Raw genomic sequence first — 20238 nt, 5'->3', positions numbered from 1 at the left:
GTCAAGTTGCGATGCCGGAATGAAACCTTTCGATGATCGGACTCCGCATGGCTAACATCGCGACATGCATCGTCGCTACCAGGACCGGGCGTCCGCTCCCGGGTCCTTAGGCGACGTGCTGCGCCTCATCCGCTCGCACGGCGCCGTGTCGCGCTCCGGTCTCGCCAGGATGACGGGGCTCGCGCCCTCGACCGTGGCGCTCCGCGTCGACGCGCTCGCGGCGGCCGGCCTCGTGCACGAGGTGGGCTCGATCGGGGCGCTCGGCGACCGCCGCGGCCGTCGCGTGGCCCTCGACGGGTCGCACGGGTTCGTGCTCGCCGTCGACCTCGGCGCGAACCACGTGCGGGCCGCGATCGCCGACCTCACCGGAGCGGAGCTCGCCGACACGGGCGTGCTCGAGCACGGCGTGCCGTTGACGGGTGCCGTGGGGGCCCGCGAGACCGTGGCCCAGCTCTGGCGCCGGTCCGTGACGCTGATGCGGGACTCCGGCCTCGACCCCGCCGCGCTGCGGGCCGTGGCCGTCGGGGTCCCGGCTCCCGTCGCGCACCCGGACGACCGCCTCGTGGCGCCGAGCTTCGCGCCCGACTGGGACGGCATCGTGCTCGCCGACCTCTTCGCCGAGCACACCGCGGTGCCCGTCCTCGTCGAGAACGACGCGAACCTCATCGCGCTCGCCGAGCGGTCCGACCAGCACGAGCCCGAGCAGTCGCAGCTGATCGCGGTGAAGCTCGGCACCCGGATCGGCAGCGGGATCATCGCCCGCGGACGGCTCCATCGCGGCATCGGCGGCGCGGCCGGCGAGCTCGCGCACACCGCCGTCGACGGCACGTCGGCGATCGGCTGCACGTGCGGCGTCCCGAACTGCCTCGAGTCCGTGGCCTCCGGCGGCGCCCTCATCGCGCGGCTGCAGAAGGCGGGGGTCGCGGTGACCTCGACCGCCGACCTCCTCGCGCTGGCGGCGCAGGGCGACCCGGCGGTGGTCGACGAGCTGCGCGACGCGGGCGTCCGCATCGGCCGCGTCCTCGGCGTCGTCGTGAACTTCTTCAACCCCAAGGAGATCGTGCTCGCGGGATCGATGTCCGCCGCTCCCCCGCTCGTGTCCGCGATCCGCAGCGAGCTCTACCGGATGTGCCTGCCGCTCGCGGCGGACGCGCTCGAGGTCCGGGCGAGCCGCGCGGCGCAGGACGCGGCGATCCGCGGTGCGAGCATCCTCGCGCTCGACGAGTTCCTCGCGCCGGCGCGCGTCGACGAGCTCGCCGGTCGTGCCGCCCTGCGGACGGCGAGCGCAGGGTGACGGCGGGCACGCGGGTCCTGATCGCCGTCGACATCGGCGGCACCACCATCAAGGCGGGGCTGTACCCGGAGGACGGCCCGGCGCTGGCCCTGCTCGGCGCCCCGACCTTCCTCGAGGGGACGCCGTCCGATCCTCCCGGCGACCGCGCCGTGGCGGCGGTCCTCGCGGTGGTGGGCGAGCTGGCCGAGCTCGCCGCCCGCGACGGGCACGTGCTCGTCGGCATCGGGGTCTGCTCCCCGGGGGTCGTCGACAGCGGGTCGGGCGTGGTGGTGCTCGCCGTGAACCTCGGCTGGGCCGACGTCCCGATCGCCGCACTGCTCCGGGACCGGTTCGGCGTGCCGGTCGCGCTCGACCACGACGCGCGGGCCGCTTCGCTGGCCGAGCGGCGCGCCCGAAGCCTCCGTGGACGGGACGCGGACGACTTCGTCTTCATCCCGATCGGCACCGGCGTCTCGGCGACCGTCGTGAGCGGCGGCGCCGTCCTCACCGGAGCGGGCGGCGCGGCCGGCGAGTTCGGCCACGTCCCCGTCGTGCCGGGGGGCGAGCGCTGCAGCTGCGGGCAGCGCGGCTGCGTCGAGGTGTACGCCTCGGCGAGCAACATCCTCCGCCGCTACCGCGAGGCCGGCGGCGCCCACGCGGCCGACACCCCTGGCGTCGTCGAGCGCATCGAGACCGACGAGATCGCCGCGCTCGTTTGGCACCAGGCGGTCTCCGCGCTCGCCACCGGCATCGTCATGCTCACGGCGGTGCTCGACCCGACCGCCGTCGTGCTCGGGGGCGGTCTGAGCGAGGCCGGGGACCGGCTGCTCGCCCCCGTGCGGCGCTCGGTGGCCGACCTGCTCACCTGGCGGCCACCGCCGGCGGTCGAGCGCTCGCTCGTCGGCCCCGCGGCCGCACTCGCCGGGGCGGCGCTGCTCGCCGGCACCGCCGCCCGATCCCCTCTGGAACAGGAGACCTGATGTCCCCACCCCGCATCCGCATCGGCCTCGTGGGCGCCGGCGGCATCGCCCGCGCCCACCTGCCGAACCTGCTCCGCCTCGGCGAGGTCGTCGTGCACTCGACCGCCGGCGCCCCCGCTCTCGTCGCGGCCTTCGGCGGCGGCGAGGTGGTGGACTCGCTCGAGGACCTGCTCGAGCGCGTCGACGTCGTCGACGTCGCGGTCCCCACCTTCGCGCACGCCGAGATCGTCCGGGCGGCGCTCGCCGCCGGCAAGCCGGTGATCTCGGAGAAGCCGCTCGCGCTCACCGACGAGGACGCCGCGGACCTCGCCGCGAGAGCGGAGGCCGCGCGGCTGCCGCTCTACCCCGCGCACGTGGTGCGGTACTTCCCCGAGTACGTGCGCCTGAAGGAGGCGGTCGATGCGGGCACCCTCGGCGACCTCGCGGTGCTGCGGTTCTCGCGCTCGGGCGCGTTCCCGATGCACACGCCCTGGTTCGCGGACCACGCGCTCTCAGGCGGCATCGTGATGGACCAGATGATCCACGACCTCGACATGGCCCGCTGGATCGCCGGCGAGGTCGTCCGTGTCTCGGCCGTGACCGCACGGGTCCCGGACGACCGCGACCCCGTCGAGGCCGCGCACGTCCTGCTCACGCACGCGTCCGGCGCGATCAGCCATGTCGCCGGCCTGTGGGGCCCGCAGCACCTGCCGTTCACGACCGAGTACTCGGTGACGGGGACGGGTGGGACCCTCGCCCACTCCTCGGCCGCCGAGCAGAACTACCGCTCCGAGCTCGCCGCGGCGGTCGCCGCCGACGGCTTCCTGCCCGCGGTCGACCCGGCCGAGGACCCGTACTTCGCGGAGCTGCACGAGTTCGTCGACGCGATCCAGGGCGGTCCGACACCTCGCGTGAGCGCCGCCGACGGGGTCGCGGCCGTCGCGCTCGCGAACGCCGCCCGCCGCTCCCTCGAGACCGGCCAGCCGGTCGAGCTCCCCTCGTTCTCGCGGGTCGGCGCATGAGCGCCCTGAGGATCGGCGTGCTGTCGTTCGCGCACGTGCACGCCGTCGGGTACCTCGCCTCGCTCGCCGCCATGCCGGATGTCGAGGTCCGTGGCTCGGATCCGGACGGGACGTCGACCGGCAGATCGGTCGACGAGCTGCGCGGGCGCGCGCTCGCGGACGCACTCGGCGTCGGCTACGCGGACACCTACGAGGAGCTGCTCGCCTGGCGCCCCGATGCGGTCGTCATCACGAGCGAGAACGCCCGCCACCGAGAGCTCGTCGAGCTCGCCGCGGGCGCCGGGGCGCACATCCTGTGCGAGAAGCCGCTCGCGACGAGCTGGGAGGACGGCCTCGCCATGCGCGACGCCGCGGCGTCGGCGGGCGTGCTGCTGATGGTCGCGTTCCCGGTGCGGTTCGCCTCGGTCTTCCAGCGGCTCCGCGCCGAGCACGCCGCCGGGGCCCTCGGACGCCTCGTCTCGGTTCGCGGCGCGAACAACGGCATGCTGCCGACGGCCCGGGACTGGTTCACCGATCCCGCGCTGGCAGGCGGCGGCGCGCTCGTGGACCACATCGTGCACATCGCCGACCTGCTCGACGGCCTGATGGGGTCGGAGCCGCTCACGGTCACCGCCGTCGCGAACCGGGTGCTGCACGCCGGCCGCGCCGCCTCGGAGACCGCGGGCCTCGTGACGATCACCTATGCGAACGGGGTGATCGCCGCGATCGACTGCTCGTGGAGCCGCCCGGACACCTCGCCGGTCTGGGGCGGCCTCACCCTGAGCCTCGCCGGCACGAGCGGCACGGTCGAGATCGACTTCTTCGGTCAGGCCGCGCGCGGCATCGTCGCCGGCACCGGGCGGCCTCTCGAGGCGCGCTACGGGCCGGACTTCGACGACGCGCTGCTCGCAACGTTCGTCGACGCGGTGCGCACCGGGACGCAGCCCCAGCCGGACGTGCACGTCGGGCTGCGCACCCTGTCGATCGTGCTCGCCGCGCAGGAGTCGGCCCGGACCGGGCGGACGGTGCACGTGCTGCGCGAGGAGGCCGCCCCGGCCCCCTGAGCCCCGGGCGTCCAGGCACGGACGCGCTCCTGCCGCGCGCACCGGCCGGACGTGCCCGTCCGCCGCTCGTGCCCGGGGCCCCGCGCCCGGGCACGAGCGGCGAGAGGTGGTCACGACACGATGTTCGCGACCACGCTCCGGATGTAGGCCTCGCGCTCCTCGCGGGTGCTCGGCCGGCCGACGATCCCCGGTCGGCGCTGCCAGGGCAGCGGTCCCGACGACCGGCGGTACTCGACGCCGATCGCGTCGAGTCGCTCGAGGTGCGTCGCGAGCCGTCGCGTGAAGTCGCCGAAGTCGCCGGGCCCCTCCCGCCAGAGCGCCTCGGCCAGCGCGCAGAGGCGCGGGAACACGAGGTAGTCCACGGTCCGCGGGCTGTCCATGTGCTCGGTCCAGACGTTCGCCTGGCCGCCGAGGACGTGGCGGGCCTCGGCCTCGGTGAGCTCCGGCGGCACCGGGTCGAAGCCGTAGACGTCCTCGAGCGACAGGACGATCGACACCGGGATGGGCTCGTCGGGCGAGTCGGACTGCCGGTAGTCGAGGTAGACGAGGTCGTCGGGGCACGACACCACGTCGTGCCCGCGCCGGGCCGCCACGAGCGCCCCCGCACGGCCGCGCCACGACGCGACGGTCGCGCCGGCGGCGAGGCCCCCTTCGAGGATCTCGTCCCAGCCGAACAGCCGGCGGCCGCGCGAGGTGATGTGCTGGTCGAGCCGCCCGATCCACCAGGCCTGCAGCTGCTCCTCGTCGCCGACGCCGAGCTCGCGCATCCGCTCCTGGGTGCGCGGGTCCTCGTGCCACTGGTCCTTCGGGCACTCGTCGCCGCCCACGCCGATGTACGAGGACGGGAACAGCTCCATCACCTCGTCGAGCACGTCCGTGAAGAAGTCGACGGTCGACTCCTCCACGTTCAGCACGTTGTCGTTGATGCCCCAGCGCGTGAACACGTCGTAGGACCTCCCCGCCAGGCCGAGCTCGGGGTAGGCGGCGAGCGCGGCCTGCACGTGGCCGGGCGACTCGATCTCGGGCACGACCGCGATGAAGCGGTCGGCCGCGTACTGCACGATCTCGCGGATGTCGTCCTGCGTGTAGAAGCCGCCGTGCGGGCGCCCGTCCGTCGGCGACTCGCGCGATGCGCCCACCTGGGTCTCGTGCCGCCAGGCTCCGACCTCGGTGAGCCTCGGGTACTTGCGGATCTCGATGCGCCAGCCCTGGTCGTCCGTGAGGTGCAGGTGCAGCGTGTTCAGACGGTGCATCGCCATCAGGTCGATGAAGCGCAGCACGTCGTGCTTCGGCATGAAGTGCCGGACGACGTCGAGCATGACCCCACGCCACCCGAAGCGCGGCCGGTCCTGCACCCGCACCCCGGGGATCCGCCAGGTCTCCCCCGTCACGCGGGCGCGACGGTAGACGGACGGCGGCAGCAGCTGCAGCAGCACCTGGCAGCCGGCGAAGACGCCGGCGGCCGAACCGCCCTCGATCCGGACCCCGGCGGGACCCACCTCGACGCGGAACCCCTCGACGGCGAGTGCCGGATCGATCGCGAGGCGGATGCCGCCGTCGCCGTCGCGCCGGTGCAGCGGCAGGCCGGTCGCGGGCCGGAGGGCCGACTGCAGCCAGGTGAGCACGCCCTCGAGCTCGTCCGAGGCGGCGATGCCCGTGCTCGCGTCGAGGACGAACCCGTCCTCCCCGGTCTCGGACAGCGCGGCGGCCGGGACGAGTGTCGAGACCATCAGATGCTCCTCCCGTTCAGGTGCGCGGGCTGCACGACGGCGCCCGATGCGGCTGCCTCGTAGAAGGCGAGGCAGGCGGACAGGTTCTCCCAGGCGTCCTCGACACCCGCGAGCGGTTCGCCCTCCCGGGCGACGGCCGCGAGGATCGCGTCGACGCCGACGGCGTCGTCCGACGGTGCGGTGAGGTGCACCCAGCCGTCGTACTCGCCGTCCTCGTCGAGCACGGAGAGCAGACCGGTCGCGGTGTCGTGCGAGAGGGCGCCCTTCGTGCCGATGATGCTGGTCGTGATGCGCCACGCGTCGCGCGGTCCGCTCCAGGTGTCCTCGATGGAGGTCATGGTGCCGCCGTCGAAGCGCAGCACGGCGTGGCCCCAGTCCTCGAGCCCGAGGTCGTGATGCACGAGGTTCGCCACCCGCCCGCTGATCTCGGCGACCTCCTCGCCGAGCAGCCAGCGCATCCGGTCGATCTGGTAGAGGCTGTGGTCGATCCAGCCGCCGCCGGGCGCGCGTGTCGGGTCGGTCCACCACCCGGGCGAGTCCGCGCCCGGCCAGGCCTGGGGCAGCGAGCCGCTCAGGCTGAAGGACGCCGAGGTGATGCGCCCGAACCGTCCGCCCGTCACCCAGCGGTGCAGCAGCCGGTTCAGGTCGGAGGTCCGCGACCGCGACTCGGCGGGGACGAAGACGACGCCGGCCTTCCGCACCGCGGCGACGATGGCGTCCGCCTCGGCGAGGCTGCGCGCGAGCGGCTTCACGGACACGATGTGCTTGCCGGCCTCGGCGGCGGCGACGCAGATCTCCGGGTTCTCATCGACGCTCACGAAGCTCGCGATCACGTCGATCGAGGGGTCCTCGATCAGCTGCGCGAGGTCGGACGTCACGGTGCCGGGCCTCGTGCGGGCCGCGATCTCCTCCGCGCGCCCGAGGTCCCGGTCGGCGATGCCGGCGAGCTCGACGTCCGACCGCGCGGCGAGCTCCTCGGCGAGCGGCACGGCCGAGTACCAGTGATCGAGCCCGACGACGCCGAACCGTACGGGTGCGGACATGGTTCCTCCTTGGGTGGGTGCCACGTGCGTCAGAACGTGGTCGCGAGCTCGACGACGCGACCCTCGCGGGAGGAGGTCGTGACGGCGATCATGATCTCGAGCGCGTGCCGGGCGTGCTCGGCGGTCAGCACGTTCGCCTCGCCGTGGAGCAGCACGTCGGCGAGGTGGTCGACCAGGATGGCGCGCTCGAGGAGCGCACGGCGCTCGTCCTCGATCTGCGGCCAGCTCTCGGGCGAGACCCAGCCGTCGAGGCCGGGGGCGATGTCGGTGCGGAACAGGTCGAGCGCGTCGCCCCCGGGGTGGTCGAGGTTGTCGGGTCCGTAGACGTTCAGCACGCCGCGGCGGCCGAAGACCTCGACCTTCGGGCTGCGGGTGGCGAGCACGTTGAAGGTGCCGTCGATCACGGCGAAGGTCGCCCCGCCGAAGTCGAGCATGAAGAGGCAGTTGTCGTCGGCGGTGACGTCGATGACCTTGCCCGCGAAGGGCCCCTCGCCCCGCACGGTGCGGGTCGGCTCGGTGATCCCGGTGAACGCGCTCACCCGCTTCGCCGGCCCGAGCAGGCCGGTGATCTCGTGGATCCCGTACACGCCCATGTCGAACAGCGGGCCGGAGCCGGCCTGGTAGAACCACGACGGGTCGAGCGGCCAGCCCTGGGGGTCGCCGCCCGGGCCGCCGTGCGAGCTGCGGACCCGCGCGAAGGCCACCTTGCCGATCGTGCCGGCGGCGATCAGCCGACGCGCCTCGATGTAGGACCTGAAGAGCATGTCGGGCGGCGCGCAGATGATCGTGAGCCCCTTCGCCCGCGCCGTCTCGATGATCGCGTCGGCGTCCTTGAGGGTCGTCGCGATCGGCTTCTCGACCACGAGGTGCTTGCCGGCCTGCAGGATCTGCATCGCCGTGCGCGCGTGCGCCGGGATGGGCGTCAGGTTGACCACGGCGTCGATGTCCGCGGTCTCGAGCATCTCCTCGAGCGAGCCGTAGCACTCGGGCACGTCGTACTGCCGGGCCACGCGCGTCGCCCGCTCCAGGTCGAGGTCCGCGACGGCGACGAGCTCGACCTTGTCGGCGATGTGGTGCAGGTTGGGCAGGACACCCTCGGGGATCGTGGCGATGCCGCCCGTGCCGAGCACGCCGATGCGCACGCGCCGCGTGGAGCGCGACGCCCCGGTGCGGGGGTCGCCGCCGGCTTCCGCTTCAGCGGGTCCGGCTGAGTCGAGGACGTCGGTCATGGGGTTCCTTCCGTTCGTGATCGTGGAGCGGCGCCCTGCGGGGACCGCGGCGCCGGGTCGAGGTGCGGCGTCAGCCCGGGCAGCGCCGTGCGGCGGTCGTGGTCGTCGCCGGCCGTGCCCTGCCTGTCGCGCGCGTCATGACACCCCGATCAGCGCCGAGAGCACGAGGACCGCGGCACCGAGCAGGACGAGGTCCTCGCCGTCGATCGCCCTGCTGATGCTCAGCTGATCGCTGATGACGGCCATCGTCCGGAGCCGGATCGTCGTGCGGGCGCTCTCGAGCAGCGGCCCCGCGATGATGTCCTCGGGACCGCGCAGCACCACGCGGTTCAGGTTGAGCGCGCTGATCACCGGCGCCAGGGCGATGCCGAGCGCCCGCCCCGCCGCGGCGAGGACCTCGTCGCGCTGCGCCACGCCGGCCACGGACAGCCGCCGCCGGATGTGAGGCACGGCGATCGCCAGCTCGAGGCAGCCGCGCCGGCCGCACACGCAGGGCTCGCCGTCCTCGTCGATCATGACGTGCCCGATCTCGCCCGCCGCCGACTGCTCCCCCTCGAGCAGCGCCCCGCCGAGGACGATGCCCGCGCCGGCGCCCTGCTCGAGGTTGACGACGATCAGGTCGCCGGCGCCGACCCCGCGGAACGTGTTCACCGCGAGGGCGGCGACGTTCGCGTCGTTGCCGACGTGGACGGGCAGCCCGAAGCGGTCGGCGAGCCGGGCGCCGAGCGGGAAGCGGTGCCAGTCGAGGTGCGCGGCCTCGACGATCGTGCCGCCGGGCACGACGATCCCCGGGGTGCCGACCCCGATGCCGAGGACCCGCCGGTCGGTGCGGCCCGCGATCTCGGCGGTGAGCGCGGCGACCTGCTCGAACGCGGCCTGGCCGGTCGCGCCGCCGAGGGAGACCTCGGTGCGGTACGCGACCACCCCGCGCAGGTTGATGACGGCGCCGATGAAGCGGTCGTCGGCCGAGAGGTCGAGCGCCAGGATGTGGGACGAGTCGGCGTCGAGCCCGACGAGCATCCCCGGCTTGCCGACGCCCGTGCGGGCCGCGAGGCCGAGCTCGGCGAGCACGCCCTCGCCGACCAGCTCCGCGACGAGCGTCGACACGCTCGCCCGCGTCAGCCCGCTGGCCCGGGCGATCTCGGCGCGGCTCATCGCCTCGGTCTCGAAGAGCATCTGCAGCACCAGGGACCGGTTGTTGACCCGGCTGTCCTGCGGAAGCGCTTTCGTGGTCACCCGGGGGGCGAGCCGGACGGTGCGTGGCGGCGGGACGGCGCCGAGCGCATCAGTCACGAAGGCGCTCTCCCCTCGGCGTCGTCGCCACGCGACCCTGCTCGGCCGTCGGTGCGGCTAGTACAGCGGGTGAACAAACTCATGTCAAACCGGCTCGGCGTCGTCCCCGTACGCTCGACCGAGGACGACCGATGACCACACAGCCGCAGCAGCACGCCCCGGAGCGGGACGACGCCGTGCTCGTCGCCTGCGCGGGCGACGAGTCCACCGGCGGCCTCTTCCGCCTCTCCCTCCGGGACGGACGGGCGCAGCGCGAGGCGACGATCGCCGCTCTCGCCTGCGTCGTGCGGCACCCCTTCCTCCCCCTCGCCTACACCGTCACCGGTCCGGGAACCGGCGCCCTGCAGACCTGGGCGGTCGGCGACGGGCTCCGGCTGCTCTCGGCACGGCCGACGGAGGGCACGGAGCCCTGCCACCTCGCGGTGCACCCGAGCGGCACGGCGCTCGTCGTCGTGAACTACGGCAGCGGGAGCCTCCTCACCGTCGCGCTCGACGAGCACGGGATGCCCACGGACCCCGCCGCGCTCACCGCGCTGGAGGGCAGCGGCCCCGACACCGACCGGCAGGACGCCGCGCACCCGCACCAGGCCGTCTTCGTCGGCGACGGGCACGTGCTGCTCGTCCCCGACCTGGGCGCCGACCTGCTCCGCGCGTTCGCGCTCGATCCCGTCGATGCGTCGCTCACCGCGATCGGCGCCTCGCCGCTGCCTCCCGGCACGGGGCCACGTCACCTCGCGCTGCCCGCGGAGGGGGTCGTCGCCGTCACAGGTGAGCTCGCGGAGACCCTGTGCGTCGGCGCGCTCGACACGGCGACCGGTGCGGTGACCGCCTGGCGGACGATCCCGAGCACGACGCGGACGCCCACGTCGCGCAACTACCCCGGCGACCTCGTCGCCGTCCCCGGCACGGCCACGGTCCACGTCGCGAACCGCGGCGCCGACACGCTCGCCCGGTTCGACCTCTCGGGCGCCGAGCCGCGCCTGCTCGAGGAGCGGGACGCCGGGGTCGCGTGGCCGCAGCACCTCGCGGTCGCCGGGGACGCGCTGCTCGTCGCGGGAAGGGAGTCCTCCCGGGTCGCCCGCCTGCCGCTCCCGTCCCGAGGCGCGCCGGCGGCGCCCACGGCGCTCATCGAGCTGCCGCGACCCGTGTGGCTCGCGCCCTGAGCGCCTTGCCCGCCACACGCCCGATCGCTGGAGGATCACCTCAGGTGCTGTCGGGCTCCCGTCCAGAACGGGTGGAGGCGTTGCTCAGACCGCCTTCCTACGGTGTCCGGATGCCTGCGACCGAGGTGGAGCGTCTGCTCCTCGCCATCGAGCGGAACCGCGTCCGGCCGTTGCGGTACACGCGGCGGTCGCGTCGCCCCCTGCTCGCGGTCGTCGTCGCGGCGATCGCCCTGCTGCTCCTGCGCCGCTGAACGGATCCGATCGGTCGATCGGCACGAGCGCTCCGGACACGCTGCGCCGCGGACGGCGACGCCCGCTCCCGCTCGATGCTGCATGCTGAGCGATGTCGCTCCTCGCCGACGGGGCCGGGGCGGACGTGCTGAGGGAGGAGGGCGTCCTCCGTCGTGCGGTTGCTGAGTCTCGCCCTCGAGGGTCTGTGGTGGCGCCGGGCCACCTCCGTGATGCTCCTCGTCGTCGCGGCGTGCACGGCCGCCGCCGCCGCTGCCGCGCCGTCCTACGCGGCCTCGGCGAGCGACGCCGTCCTGCGCGCCGCCGTCGCTCGGGCGCCGACGGGCGGCGACGGGACGGGCATCGAGGTGCTGGCGCTGCAGAGCGGTGCGGTGTCGACGTCCGCGCTCGAGTCCGCGGTGCACGACGCCTTCACCGGAGCGGCCGGCACGGCCTATCCGAGGGCCGTGCTGCAGCTCTCCGCGGTGCAGCGACCCGCGGTCCAGCGACCCGGCGGCGTCCAGCGCATCGCGCTCGACAGCCGCAGCGGGTTGTGCGGCGAGCTCCGCGTCCTCGAGGGATCCTGCGTCAGCGAGACCGACCGGACGGGTGTCGTCGTCGAGCGCGCCGTCGCTCGGGCGCTCCACCTCGCCGTCGGGGCGAAGGTCGCCGTCGCGCCGTTCCGCGGGGGTCGCCCGATACCGCTGCACGTGCGCGGCATCGCGGTGCGCCGGGACGCGGCCGCGCCCTACTGGTTCGGCAGCACCCCCGACGTCGGCCAGGTCACCCTCGCCGCGTGGACCCCCGCGTCGTACTTCTCCGCCTTCCGGGTCGAACCGGTCGACGGGGTGACCGCGTCGGCGGAGCTGGCGCTCGATCGGTCGGTCGTGCACGTCGACACGGCGGGGCCGATGCTCAAGGCGGTCGGCGCGGCCGTGCGCCGTCTGCAGGACGGCGGGGCGACGAGCCGGCCGGACGTGACGAGCGCCCTGGAACGGGTCGTGCAGAGCGGGACGGCCGCCGGCTCCCGGCTGATGCTGCCGATCGTGGTGGTCATCGCGGAGCTCCTCGCGCTGGGCTGGTACCTCCTGCACGCCCTGGTCAGCGGATCCGTCGAGGGACGCGGCGCCGAGGTCGCGCTGAGCAAGGTGCGGGGCATGTCCGCGAGCGGCACGCTGGTGCTCGTCCTGCTGGAGCCCGCGCTGCTGCTCGGCGCGGCGATCCCGCTGGGGGTGCTCCTCGCCGCGGCCGGCGAGCGGTGGCTGGCGCCCGCGGTGCTGGGTGCGGGCGTCGACATCCGCATCGGCTGGCTGTCCTGGGCTGCGGCCCTGGTCGCGGCGGCCGGGGGGCTGATCGCGGCGGCCGCCGCGAGCGCCGCCGTGCTCCGGCGCCCAGTGCTCGAGCAGTGGCGGCGCACGAGCCGGGCCGGTTCCCGGCGGAGCGCCGTCGTGGAGATCGTCCTGGTGGCGCTCGCGGCGGCGGGGATCACCCAGCTGGAGCTCTCCGGCTCGCTCGCTGCGGGTTCCGGCGGCGGCATCGCGATCCTCGCGCCGATGCTCCTCATCGTCGCCGGGGCGCTGGTCGCCAGCCGGCTGGTCGTCCTGCTGGCCCGCCTCGGCTTCGGCCCGACGCGCGGCACGGGAGCCGTGTCCGCGTTCGTCGGCCTGCGGCAGCTGGCGCGGCGCCCCGCCGGGCGCCGGACCTTCGGGGTGCTCGTCGTCGCCGTCGCGATGGCCGCCTACGGCGTGAGCAGCGCGGCCGTGCTCGCGCAGAACCGGGACGAGCGCGCGCTCACCGACGTCGGGGCGGCGACGGTGCTGCACATCGCGCCGGATCCGCGCACCGACGCGCGGATCCGCTCCGTGGACCCGACGGGCCGGGCGCTCACCGGCGTCGCCCAGGCGGACATCGGCCTGGCGTCCGACTACAGCGGCTTCGGCACCGCGCCGAGCGCGAACGGCTCGCCGTCGGTGCTCGTCGTGGACCCCCGGACCTTCGGAGCGGTCGCCTACTGGCGCGACGACTTCGGCTCCGCGACGCTCCCCGCCCTGCTGAAGCCGCTCTCCGCGGCCGCGCCGCGGATCGCCGTGATCACCGGCACGCGCATGACCCTCAGCATCACCACGCCGCACGATCCCGGGCTCCTGGGGCTCGCCGCGGACCTGACGGACATCCGGGGCGCGCCGATCACGGCTCGGCTGGGCGTGCTGAAGCGCGGCACGGAGGACTACACCGCCGACGTGAAGGGCTGCGCGGGCGGGTGCCGGCTCCGCCGCATCTACCTCACCCGGCCCATCGACCAAATCGGCGCCCTCGTCATCGACTTCACGATCCGCAGCGTCCACGTCACGGGCGCGGGATCGTCCGCGCAGCCGACGCTCGACGGGATCGGATGGTCCCCGCTCAACCCGACGCCCGTCGGCAGCATCACCGCCGCCGAGAAGGTCACGGCCGAGCCGGACGGGCTCCGCATCGCCGTCTCCGTCGTGGGGGCGCCGAGCGAGACCGCGCCCGGCTTCGGCGTCGTCGCGGGCACCGGGCCCCACCCGCCCGCGCTCGTCGCGGCGCACCTGACGGGCGGTTCCAGCGACGCGACCGTGCAGACGCCGGACGGCGACGCCTTCCAGGTGCAGCGGCACGGTGTCGTCGAGGTCCTGCCCCGGGCCGGGGACGCGGGAGTCGTCCTCGCACGCGACTGGGTGGAGGCGGCGTCGCCCTCCGGGTACTCGCACCTGCTGGAGAACCAGATCTGGGTCGGCCGGGACGCCCCCAGCGGGATCGTCGACCGCCTCCGCGCCGCCGGGGTCCGCGTGCTGTCCGTCGAGACCGCGGCGGATCGCGCGTCGACCCTGGCCTCGACGGGTCCGGCGTTCGCGACGCCCTTCACCGTCGCGGGCGGCGCCGCCGCGGTGCTGCTCGCCGTCGCCGCGGTCGTGCTCGGCATCACCCTGCTCGCGCGGCGCCGGGTGTTCGAGCTCTCCGCCATGCGGGCGCTCGGGATCCGGACGCGCAGCCTGCGCGGATCCCTCCTCGTCGAGCAGGGTGCCCTCATCGTCACCGCGACGGTCTTCGGCCTCGTGCTCGCCGTCGCCGGGGTCCAGCTCGCGCTGCCCGCGCTGCCCGCCTACGTGGACGACCCGGCGTACCCGGCGTTCCTCGTCCACCAGCCGCTCGGGACGCTCGTCGGGGTGGGTGCGGCGATCGCCGCGCTGCTGCTCGTCGCGGTCGCGGCGACCGCCGTCGTCCTCGAGCGGCGGACCTCGGTGGGTGCCCTCCGGGAGGCGGAGCAGTGAGCGTGCTCGTCGACGTGGAGCAGGCGGTCTGCATCCACCGCACCGCGGACAGCGAGGTGGTCGCGCTGCGGGGGGCCGACCTCCTCGTCGAGGAGGGTGAGCTGGTCGCGCTCGTCGGCCCCTCCGGGTCGGGGAAGTCGACCCTCATGGCGCTGCTCGCCGGCCTGCTGCGACCGAGCGCCGGCCAGGTCCGGGTGCTCGGCCGCGACGTCGCCCGCGCGACGGAACGCGAGGCCCTGCTCCACCGGAGCCAGGACATCGGGATGCTGATGCAGGGACCGGAGCGCAACCTGCTGCCCTACGCGACGGTGCGCGCGAACGTCGAGCTCGCGCAGCTGGCCGCCCGCGCGCCCCGCCGGGAGCGCCACCGGCGGGCCGCGGAGCTGCTCGAGGCGGTGGGCATGGGGTCGGCGTCCTCCCGGCGCGCCGGCACCCTCTCCGGCGGGGAGCAGCAGCGGGTGGCGCTCGCGGCCGCGCTCGCCACCGGGCCGCGCCTCCTGCTCGCCGACGAGCCGACGAGCCAGCTCGACCGCGAGAACGCCGCCGGCATCGCCCGCCTGCTGCGGACCGCCCGGGACCGCTGGGGCACCACCGTTCTCGTCGTCACCCACGACGCCGAGCTCGGCGACGCCATGGACCGGCGCCTCACGATGCGCGACGGCCGCATCGGGACGGAGGCCCGCAGCGGCGAGCAGTACGCCGTCATCGGCCGGGACGGCACGGTCCAGCTCCCGGCCGATGTCGCGGACCGGTTCCCCGCGGGCGGGCGCGCCCGGGTCGTCCGCCGGCCGGGCCACATCGAGCTGCATCCGCTGACGGACGAACCGGGGAAGCGGTCATGACCGGCGCGCTGCACGTGACGGCGGCGGGCATCGCGCTCCGCCGCGGTCGCCGGACGATCCTCGACGGCGTCGACGTCGATGTCCCGGCCGGGCGGATCGCCGCCCTCACCGGACCGTCGGGCTCGGGCAAGACCTCGCTGCTGACGGTCCTCGCCGCCCTGCAGGCGCCGGACGGCGGCGAGGTGAAGTACGACGGACGGGTCGTCACGCCACGGTCGCGCGACGACTGGGCCGGGCGGGTGCAGATCGCCCACCAGTCGTTCGGGCTCCTCTCGCTCCTCACCGCCGCGGAGAACATCGAGCTCGCCGCCCAGGGGCTGCCGGGCGCCCGGCGTCCGGGGCGCGCCGCGCTGCGCGCCGCCGCCGCCGACGCGCTGAGCCGCGTCGGCCTGGCGGCACGGGCCGACCACCTCGTCGACGAGCTCTCGGGGGGCGAGCAGCAGCGCATCGCCCTCGCCCGCGCGATCTCCACCGGGCCCGGCCTGATCCTCGCCGACGAGCCGACCGCGCAGCTCGACGCCGAGAACCGCGGGCGCATCACCGACCTGCTGTTCGAGCGGGCCCGGAGCGGCGCCACCGTCATCGTCGCGACCCACGACCGGGAGATCACGGAGCGGTGCGACCTCGTGCTCACCCTGCGCGACGGGGTCCTCCAGTAGCGGATCCCATCCGCCCGCTGCTCGTCGAGCCCTCGCCGGCGCTCCCCTCGGCGTCAGCCGCGCTGCCAGCCACCAGCCAGGCCCGGGTGCCGCCAGCCGGTGCCGGCGGGCGCGGCCGGGAGGCTCGCCTCGAGCCGGCAGAGCGCCACCGAGTGCGGCGGCAGCTCCACCGTGCCGTCCTCCCCCAGCGGGACCTCGACCGGATGCACCGCGTCGGGCGCCGCGACGCCGTTGAAGGCGTCGGGCGAGTCCCCCGCGAGCAGGGTCGCCGGGATGCGGCCGGCGGGCAGCAGGCCGTCGATCCGGATCTCGCACCGGATCGACTGCTCGGGGCTCTTGTTCACGAGCGCGACGGTCACGGCCCGGGTGGCGGAGTCGACGGTCGCGACCGCGTCGACCACCGGCACCTCGTTGCCCGCCGCGAGGAGCGGCGCGCTCCAGACCGCGGTGTCGAGCACCTCGTCGGCGAGCAGGTTCGCGTACATGGCGAGCACGTGGAAGGTGGTGCGCCGTACCACGCCCTCGGGGTGGACGAACAGCGGGCCGCGCGTGTTCACCGTCGGTGCGATGTTCGCCATCCGCACGGAGGAGGCGTGCCGGAGGCACGCGTTCAGGAACGACGCGGAGAAGACGGCGTCGGCCATCGTGTAGGTGCTCTCGTCGTCGTTGAGGTCGCGGGCGGCGATCGACGCGGCGCCGGGCTCCCACGGGTGGTGCCAGCCCCGCAGGTTCCACTCGTCGAAAGCGATGCCGACGTCCTGGCCGCTCGCCCGGATGATCGCCTCCATGCGGGCGATGGCGCGTTCGGGCTCGAGGGTGCGCGCCATCACCTCCTCGTAGCCGGACGGCTCGTTCACCGAGTCGAGGCGGTCCCAGTACCCGTGGATCGAGACGAGGTCGAGGTACTTGCCCGCGCTGCGCAGCAGCGGAAGCGTCCAGTCGAGGTCGTCGAGCGCGGCGGTCATGAGCGTCACGGACGGGTCGGTGCGGCGCATCATCTTGGCCGACTCGGTCACGAGCCGGGCCCAGTCGGGGCCGGACTTCGCGCCGATCTCCCAGTCCCCGTAGTTCTCGTTCCCGATGCTCCAGAACCTGACCCCGTGGGGGTCCGGATGCCCGTTCGCCGCCCGGCGGTCCGCCCACCGGCTGCCCTGCGGCAGGTTGCAGTACTCGAGCCAGTCGGCCATCTCCTCGGCCGTCCCGGTGCCGGCGTTCGTGCAGATGTAGGGCTCGGCACCGAGGCGGCGGCACCACGCGATGAACTCGTCGGTGCCGAACGTGTTCGGGTCCGTCACGCGCCAGGCCTTGTCGTAGCTCGGCTCGCGGTTCGGGCCGACGCCGTCGAGCCAGTGGTAGGCCGACACGAAGCAGCCGCCGGGCCACCGCACGTTGGGGACCCGCAGCTCGCGGAGCGCCTCGAGCACGTCGAGGCGGAAGCCCTGCTCGTCGGCGAGCGGCGAGCCGGGCTCGAAGATCCCGCCGTAGACCTGCCGGTGGAAGTGCTCGATGAAGTGCCCGAACACGTCCCGGCTGTAGCGGACGGAGGGGCGGGCGGCCGCGATGTCGATCCGGGCGGCGGTGGCAGCAGGCATCGGGCTCCTCGTCGTCGAGTGGCCGCTTCCCGACGCCCTGGAGGGGCGGGAGCAACGGCGGCGAGGCGAACGTACAACGTTCTACACGACCTGCCAAACCTTGTTCACGCGCGCGGCGCCGCCGTGGTGCTCCTCGGGACGAGCGTCGGCGCGAGCAGCACGGAGCGCGGCTCGGTGCGCCCCGCCATGCGCTCGAGCAGCAGGTCCGCGGCCCGCATGCCGAGCTCCCCCGCGCCCTGCTCGACGGTCGTCAGCGAGATCGGCGCGAGCATCCCGATGGGCGAGTTGTCGTACCCCGCCACCGACACGACCCCCGGCACGTCGATGCCGCGGGCCCAGAAGTCGCTCAGCAGCCCGAGGGCGGCCACGTCCGCCCCCGCGTGCACCGCGGTCGGCAGCCCCGGACGGCTGAGGAACACCTCCGCGGCGTCGAACCCGCCCTGATGGCTCCAGGCGGTGGTGACGATGTCGATCCGGTCCTCGAGCCCGTGACGACGCATCGCCGCCTCGTACCCCCTCGCCCGCGCGCGGAACGGCAGCGTCGGGTCGTCGCCCGACCAGCCGAGCGTGATGTGGGCGATGTCGCGATGGCCGAGCCCGACGAGATGGTCGACGATCAGGGCGGAGCCGGCCTCGTCGTCCGTCGTGATCGTGTCGTAGCCCTCCGCCGCCCCGCCGCGGGCCACCACGACGACGGGCAGGATCGCGGCGATCCGCTCGAGCTCGGCGCGCGGCACCAGGGGCGTCACGAGGACGAGGCCGTCCATGCGGTGGTCGACCATGCCCTCGACCGCGGCGAGCTCGGACTCCATCGTGGTGCCCGCCGGCGCGATCAGGACCTTGTGGTCGGCGGCGCCGAACACGGGCGTGAGGCCGGACAGCACCTGGTCGTAGAACTGGTTCTGGACGTCCGAGATCACGACCCCGACCGTGAAGGTCTTGCCGCGCATCCCCCGCGCCGAGGTGTTCGGCCGGTAGGACAGCGCCGTCATCGCCTCCTGCACGCGCTCGCGCATCCCGGGGCTCACCCCGTAGGCGCCCCGCAGCACCTTCGACGCGGCCGCGGTCGAGACCCCGGCGCGACGCGCCACGTCGCGGAGGGTCGCACGGCGCGCGAGGCCGGGAAGGTCCGGCACCGGGTCCGCGCCCGTCTCCGCCTGTTCGCTCACGTGCACATATTGCCGCCACCCCGCCGTGATGGAAGCCCCTGTGGACGACGCGCCCCGATCTGGGCCGTTACCGGATCGAGACCTCCGCGAACCCCCGGCCGGGGTGTATGGTCCCGGCGTATAACGTTCTACGAATCGCTTCGGAGGACGCCTCGCGCATGTGGCGGAGGAGCACCGCTCCGCCTCGGCCCCGTAGGAGCAAGCACAGTGACGTGCACGTTGCAGGCGACGTTCACGCCCGTTCGAAGGAGAACGCAGTGAAGCAGACCAGGTCCCTTCTCGCGGCCGCCGCCATCGGCGGCCTCCTCACCGCGCTGGTGGGCTGCTCGCCCAGCGGCGGCGGCGGAGGAGGAGGCGGCGGGGGCGGCAGCGCCGAACACGCCACCAACTGCACCAACAAGATCGTCGTGAAGAGCGCTCCCACCGTCACCGTGTGGGCGTGGTACCCGAACATGGCGAAGGTCGTCGACAACTTCAACAACGCGCACAAGGACGTCCAGGCGTGCTGGCGCAACGCGGGCGCCGGCGGCCCCGAGTACGACAAGTTCCAGACCGCCGTCTCGGCGGGCAAGGGCGCGCCCGACGTGGTCATGCTCGAGGCGGACCACCTCACGAACTTCGAGATCCAGAACGCGCTCGTCGACATCAGCAAGTACGGCGCGGACAAGATCAAGGGCAACTTCAGCGCCGGCGCCTGGAAGGACGTCTCGGCCGGCTCCGCGGTCTACGCGGCCCCGATCGACGGCGGCCCCATGGCGATGATCTACCGCACCGACATCTTCAAGAAGTACGGCATCACGACCCCGCCGAAGACGTGGGCCGAGTACGCCGCCGACGCCGCGAAGGTGAAGGCCGCCGGCGGCCCCGCGTTCGGCGACCTGGGCGGCAACGTCCCGGCCCTGATGATGGCGCTGGAGATCCAGAAGGGCGCGCAGCCCTTCGTCTACGACTACAGCAAGAACCCGAAGGACATCAGCATCAAGCTGAACGACCAGCCGTCGAAGGACGTCCTCGACTACTGGGCCGGTCTGTCGCAGAAGGGCCTCGTCGGCAAGCAGGACCAGTTCACGACCGACTACATCTCGGGCGTCGTGAACGGCAAGTACGCCACCTACATCTCCGCGGCCTGGGCGCCCGGCTACCTCACCGGCGCCGGTGTGGGCAAGGGCACCGACAAGGGCAAGTTCGCCACCGCTCCGCTGCCGCAGTGGGACCCGGCGAACCCGGTCTCGGTGAACTGGGGCGGCTCGGCGCTGGCCGTGACCACCCAGGCGCACGACAAGGCGCTCGCCGCGAAGGTGGCCATGGGGCTCTACGCGGACGACGCCTCGCTCACGGACGGCTGGAAGACGCAGACGATCTTCCCGCTGAACCAGAACGTGCTGAAGTCGAGCGACTTCATCAACGCGAAGATCGACTTCTTCGGCGGTCAGACCGCCAACAAGGACGTCTACGTGCCGGCGGAGAACGCCTACAAGGGCTTCGTGTACCCGCCGTTCACCGTGTACTACTACGCGCAGCTCCAGAACCAGCTGACCGCCATCAACGGCGGGAAGATCGGCGGGGCCGCCGCGGCGGACGCGCTGCAGGCGACGATCGTGAAGTACGCGAAGAGCCAGGGGTTCAACGTCAAGTAGCCCGAGAGGGGCGGGCCGGCATCGGGAGATGCCGGCCCGCCCCGCGATCGGCATCGGAAGGGG

16 protein-coding genes are annotated in these 20238 nt (G+C 74.1%); 10 read left to right on the top strand and 6 right to left on the bottom strand.

The window, feature by feature from the left end; all coding sequences use genetic code 11:
* Window positions 1–64 precede the first annotated feature (64 nt).
* Genes QDR37_RS08985 through QDR37_RS08970 form a run of 4 tightly spaced genes read left to right on the top strand, consistent with a single transcriptional unit; the run spans window position 65 to window position 4297 of the window.
* Complete coding sequence (locus QDR37_RS08985; protein ID WP_279713294.1) at window positions 65–1294, top strand: ROK family transcriptional regulator; 1230 nt, start codon at window positions 65–67, stop codon at window positions 1292–1294.
* Entirely contained in the window at window positions 1291–2253 is a 963-nt protein-coding gene (locus QDR37_RS08980) for an ROK family protein (RefSeq protein WP_279713293.1), read from the top strand. The genes QDR37_RS08985 and QDR37_RS08980 overlap by 4 nt, the downstream gene beginning before the upstream one ends.
* Window positions 2253–3254, top strand: coding sequence for a Gfo/Idh/MocA family oxidoreductase (locus tag QDR37_RS08975; protein WP_279713291.1), 1002 nt, complete (start codon window positions 2253–2255; stop codon window positions 3252–3254). The genes QDR37_RS08980 and QDR37_RS08975 overlap by 1 nt, the downstream gene beginning before the upstream one ends.
* Window positions 3251–4297, top strand: a complete 1047-nt coding sequence (locus QDR37_RS08970; RefSeq protein WP_279713289.1) for a Gfo/Idh/MocA family oxidoreductase — start codon at window positions 3251–3253, stop codon at window positions 4295–4297. The genes QDR37_RS08975 and QDR37_RS08970 overlap by 4 nt, the downstream gene beginning before the upstream one ends.
* Before the next feature lie 110 nt (window positions 4298–4407).
* Here the strand turns inward: QDR37_RS08970 and QDR37_RS08965 are convergent, their stop codons facing one another.
* The 4 genes from QDR37_RS08965 to QDR37_RS08950 all read right to left on the bottom strand — a co-directional run bounded on the left by QDR37_RS08965 (window position 4408) and on the right by QDR37_RS08950 (window position 9592).
* Window positions 4408–6027 carry a beta-N-acetylhexosaminidase gene (locus QDR37_RS08965; protein WP_279713288.1) on the bottom strand — a complete coding sequence of 540 codons (1620 nt, stop codon included), beginning with the start codon at window positions 6025–6027 and terminating at the stop codon, window positions 4408–4410.
* A complete protein-coding gene (locus QDR37_RS08960; RefSeq protein ID WP_279713287.1) occupies window positions 6027–7070 on the bottom strand; it encodes a Gfo/Idh/MocA family oxidoreductase in 1044 nt (347 codons plus the stop codon). The genes QDR37_RS08965 and QDR37_RS08960 overlap by 1 nt, the downstream gene beginning before the upstream one ends.
* Before the next feature lie 29 nt (window positions 7071–7099).
* Window positions 7100–8299 (bottom strand): Gfo/Idh/MocA family oxidoreductase, encoded by a 1200-nt coding sequence (locus QDR37_RS08955; protein ID WP_279713286.1) that lies wholly within the window; start codon window positions 8297–8299, stop codon window positions 7100–7102.
* Between the two features lie 135 nt (window positions 8300–8434).
* Complete coding sequence (locus QDR37_RS08950; RefSeq protein ID WP_279713285.1) at window positions 8435–9592, bottom strand: ROK family transcriptional regulator; 1158 nt, start codon at window positions 9590–9592, stop codon at window positions 8435–8437.
* 131 nt (window positions 9593–9723) lie between these two features.
* Between QDR37_RS08950 and QDR37_RS08945 the strand changes: the two genes are divergently transcribed.
* The 5 genes from QDR37_RS08945 (at window position 9724) to QDR37_RS08925 (ending at window position 15777) form a co-directional block, all read left to right on the top strand.
* The gene (locus tag QDR37_RS08945; RefSeq protein WP_279713284.1) at window positions 9724–10755 is read left to right on the top strand and encodes a beta-propeller fold lactonase family protein; all 1032 of its coding nucleotides are present in this window, start codon (window positions 9724–9726) and stop codon (window positions 10753–10755) included.
* Window positions 10756–10865: 110 nt separating this feature from the next.
* Window positions 10866–11006 (top strand): hypothetical protein, encoded by a 141-nt coding sequence (locus QDR37_RS08940; protein ID WP_279713283.1) that lies wholly within the window; start codon window positions 10866–10868, stop codon window positions 11004–11006.
* Between the two features lie 153 nt (window positions 11007–11159).
* Window positions 11160–14276: an ABC transporter permease gene (locus QDR37_RS08935; protein WP_279713282.1), complete on the top strand. Its 3117-nt coding sequence runs from the start codon at window positions 11160–11162 to the stop codon at window positions 14274–14276.
* Complete coding sequence (locus QDR37_RS08930) at window positions 14273–15118, top strand: ABC transporter ATP-binding protein (RefSeq protein WP_279713280.1); 846 nt, start codon at window positions 14273–14275, stop codon at window positions 15116–15118. Before QDR37_RS08935 ends, QDR37_RS08930 begins: the two co-directional genes overlap by 4 nt.
* On the top strand, window positions 15115–15777 hold the full coding sequence (locus QDR37_RS08925; protein WP_279713278.1) for an ATP-binding cassette domain-containing protein: 663 nt from the start codon (window positions 15115–15117) through the stop codon (window positions 15775–15777). The genes QDR37_RS08930 and QDR37_RS08925 overlap by 4 nt, the downstream gene beginning before the upstream one ends.
* Window positions 15778–15830: 53 nt before the next feature.
* Here QDR37_RS08925 and QDR37_RS08920 read toward each other — a convergent pair whose 3' ends face one another.
* Both QDR37_RS08920 and QDR37_RS08915 read right to left on the bottom strand, forming a co-directional pair.
* Window positions 15831–17369 (bottom strand): alpha-L-arabinofuranosidase C-terminal domain-containing protein, encoded by a 1539-nt coding sequence (locus tag QDR37_RS08920; RefSeq protein WP_279713276.1) that lies wholly within the window; start codon window positions 17367–17369, stop codon window positions 15831–15833.
* 104 nt (window positions 17370–17473) lie between these two features.
* Window positions 17474–18538 carry a LacI family DNA-binding transcriptional regulator gene (locus QDR37_RS08915; protein WP_279713275.1) on the bottom strand — a complete coding sequence of 355 codons (1065 nt, stop codon included), beginning with the start codon at window positions 18536–18538 and terminating at the stop codon, window positions 17474–17476.
* Between the two features lie 257 nt (window positions 18539–18795).
* Here QDR37_RS08915 and QDR37_RS08910 point away from each other — a divergent pair, with 257 nt between their 5' ends.
* Complete coding sequence (locus QDR37_RS08910; protein ID WP_279713273.1) at window positions 18796–20175, top strand: extracellular solute-binding protein; 1380 nt, start codon at window positions 18796–18798, stop codon at window positions 20173–20175.
* The last annotated feature ends 63 nt before the right edge of the window (window positions 20176–20238 follow it).

It is taken from the genome of Amnibacterium sp. CER49 (genome assembly GCF_029846255.1).
GTDB lineage: Bacteria > Actinomycetota > Actinomycetes > Actinomycetales > Microbacteriaceae > Amnibacterium.
The sequence above is the reverse complement of the archived record's forward strand: the minus strand, read 5'-3'. Positions and strand labels throughout refer to the sequence as shown.